Below are 3,111 nucleotides of genomic sequence, written 5' to 3' on the forward strand. Positions count from 1 at the left end.
CGCCGGGACCGGGTCCCGGCGCGCCGACGACGGGTGACGTTCACACGGAGCCTTGCCGACCGGACGTGTCGAACGGGGTCCGGTACGACGGCGGCCGGGTTCGCAGGGCGAGCCGCAGGGTCAGGCGCACCGTGCTGGAGCGGGGGAGTTCCACCCGCAGCCACGGCCCGTCCACCTCCGCCGAGACGGTCGTCACCACCGGGGCGGTGTGGCCGTAGTCGTACAGGCCGCCGATCCAGGAAGGGTCCTCGCAGACGGTGTGGTCCACCGAGCGGATGGTGTGCTCGGCGAACGCGCCGGCCTGGACGATCACCGAGCGCGCGTCCTCCGGGTCGAGGTTGACCAGGTCGACGACCGTGGCCCCCGGGTCGACGGACGACACCAGCGCCGCGACGCCGACGGGCAGACCGGGGCGCCGGGCGGCGGCGTCGTAATAGCGGACCCGCGCCTGCTGCAGCCCGCCGTTGTAGATCACCTGCGGGCCGCCCCAGGTCAGTTGGACCAGTGCCTCGGTGACCACGGGATTGGACTGCTGCCACAGGTGGATGTCGGCCTCCGGCACCTCCCGTTCGCGGTAGAGCTCCATACGGCACAGCCGGTGGCGCACCTGGGCCTGGGCGGCGGCGAGGATCTTCTCCGGGTAGTCCGGGTTGTCACCCGCCAGGAACGTCAGCCAGGGTTCCTCGTGACCTGCTTCCTCCTTGCTGCGGAAGGAGCGGACGGTACGCCAGTCGTAGCCGGCGGCGGCCCGCAGGCGTTCGATGCGCGCCCGGTCGGTGTCCGAGGCCGTGTGGTGCCACAGCGCGGTCGGGACCGCCATGAGCATGGGGTTGTAGTCGAACCAGCCGTCGTCCTTGTACCGGAAGGGCACGTGGAGGGTGGGGGTGCGCACGTCCTCGGCCAGTTGGGGAATCCACTTGGAGCGGATGCTGGAGTCGGCGTCGGTGAAGGCCGTCACCTTGCCGTGGGAGATGATCTCGTCCAGCGCCGGGCGCACCAGGTCCAGGCAGGAGTCGTCGCCGGTGACGGTCGCGCCGGCCAGCGCCGCGACGATCGCCGCGTGCCCGACGCTGTACCAGCCGTGCGGCCAGGACCAGCCGTAGTGGCCGCCGTACCAGCGTCCCTCCAGCAGGCCGCCGACCGTGCCGTCCGGAGCGACGTTGTCCGGCAGGATGCCTCCGTTGGCGGCGGCACGCTCCCGCCAGGCGCCGACGTACCCGGTGATCCAGTCGGCGTAGCGCTGTTCACCGGTGAGGATCCAGGCGTTGAGGACGAGACCCGTGGCGGCGAGATTGACCGCCGTGTCACCCGAACCCATCCGGCGGCGCATCTCCTGGCCGAGCCGGGGATCGGCGTCGAGCGCGGGCCGCGGCCGGCCGGCGTCCGGGATCCAGTCGAGCGGGAAGCCGTACATCCGCGCTTCCTCGGGCAGCCACGGGTACGTGCCGCCGTCGAACAGGCCCTGGCGGCCGGGGTCGCTGCCGTTGTGGGGCCGGCGGATCATCCGGTGGTCAGGATCGTAGTTCCCGTACCGGGGGTCGACGTACAGCTCGGCGAAGCGCAGTGCCCGCTCGGCCCACCGGTCGGGGGCGGCCATGCACAGGAAGTACAGCAGCAGCAGGCTCTCGCCCTGGTGGAACCAGTCGTAGCCGCGTTCGTACTCGTCCTTGAGCATGCCCAGTTCGGTGAGCTGGCGGGTGACGCCCTCCCAGTGCCGCTCGGCCTGTTCCAGCAGATCGTCGGCTCCGCCGAGCAGGAAGAGCTGGGGCCAGTTGAAGAACACCTCGTAGAAGTCGTCGACGCCGTCACGGGAGGTCAGTCCCGCGGTGTAACGCAGCCGCCCGTCCGGTCCGGTGAAGTCGGCCGCGAACCGGCGCCAGGCCCGGTCGAGCAGGTCGAACAGCGCGCGCTGCGCCGTCGCCCAGACCGGCGGTTCGAGCAGCGGCACCGAAGCCGTGATGACGGGATGCATCGGGGAACTCCATTCGGTTCGGCCCAACCGTGCGCGGGCACGAAGCCGCCCGCACACGGCCCCGTCGTAAGACGAAGGCGACCGGGCGCTCAGCTCTTGGTCGCGCCGGCGAGCATGCCGGCCTGGACCGGGAACCGGTCGCTGTGCGGCAGCATCACGTACGGCAGGACCAGGGCGACGACCGGAGCCGCCAGCGGCAGCGCCACACGTCGGAAGACGCCGAGCCGCCGGAGCCACCCGAGCCGCTGTCACCGCCGCACGCGGCGACGGTGGTCAGCACGAGGGCTCCGACGACGGCCGGCAGCCCGGTGCGTCTGCGGCTACCACCAGGTGTGTGCGCGCCGACCGCGCGGACCTTCGCCGTCATGGGCAACTCCAGGTATGTGGGGGCGCCCGCCCACACATAACAAAGCCTCATCTCCCTGCTCCGTCAACAGGATGAGCGGGTTTATCTCCAAGATCTTTCGACGCCTGTGTCGCCAAGGGAAGGGGAAATATCAATATTTGATCCACCTTGCAGGGCGTACGGCTGCGAAAATGAGTGCGACACATATCGACGACTGAGGGACAGGCGTAGGCTGCGGCGCGACGTCGGGGTGGTCGCTCCACCGTGCGACCTGGGACGGGAGACGAAGGAGGCACGCTGTTGGACGGCGATGCTGTACTGGCGGCCACCGGCGCTCCCGCGTCCGGCCAGGCCCCGGAGCGGGACACGGCTGCCTACCGGCCGGGCTACGAACGTGTCTCCGAGGAGATCCTGCGGCTCATCGTGGAGTTGAGGCTGCAGCCAGGTGACCGGATGCCCACGGAGAAGGAGCTCGCCGCCCGGCTGGGCACCAGCCGGACCGTGGTACGGGAAGCGGTGAAGATCCTCTCGGCCATCGGCCGGATCCGGGCGCAGAAGGGCAGGGGCCTGTTCGTGGCCAACGACGAGGGCATGCTGGCCTCGTCGCGGTGGGGGAGCTTCTTCCTGCCCACCGACCTCGACCACGTCTACCAGCTCTTCGAGTTCCGCCGGGTCCAGGAGGTGGGGGGCCGCCCCCCCGGCGCCCCCCCCGCCCCCCCCCCCCCGGGCATCCAACCGGCTGAAAACAAACACAACCAAAAACAAAACGGTAGGGGTCGTTGTGGGGGTGTAT

The 3,111-nt window shown here is 70.5% G+C and carries 2 protein-coding genes and 1 pseudogene; 1 reads left to right on the forward strand and 2 read right to left on the reverse strand.

Annotation, left to right across the window (positions count from 1 at the left end; genetic code table 11):
• Nucleotides 1-40: 40 nt before the first annotated feature.
• Entirely contained in the window at nucleotides 41-1,972 is a 1,932-nt protein-coding gene (locus AB0927_RS40870; RefSeq protein ID WP_366672949.1) for a hypothetical protein, read from the reverse strand.
• Between the two features lie 113 nt (nucleotides 1,973-2,085).
• Nucleotides 2,086-2,193 (reverse strand): annotated as a pseudogene (locus AB0927_RS40875) (carbohydrate ABC transporter permease); the annotation flags it as partial.
• A gap of 443 nt (nucleotides 2,194-2,636) precedes the next feature.
• Between AB0927_RS40875 and AB0927_RS40880 the strand changes: the two are divergent.
• The coding region (locus AB0927_RS40880) for a GntR family transcriptional regulator (protein ID WP_366672950.1) at nucleotides 2,637-3,111 on the forward strand (475 nt) is incomplete at its 3' end.

Origin of the sequence: Streptomyces sp. NPDC048106, from assembly GCF_040706415.1 — a bacterium.
Lineage (GTDB): Bacteria > Actinomycetota > Actinomycetes > Streptomycetales > Streptomycetaceae > Streptomyces.

Excerpts from the sequence above, each read along its gene's own strand:
- AB0927_RS40870 (WP_366672949.1), bottom strand. The coding sequence starts at position 1,972 with ATGCATCCCGTCATCACGGCTTCGGTGCCGCTGCTCGAACCGCCGGTC.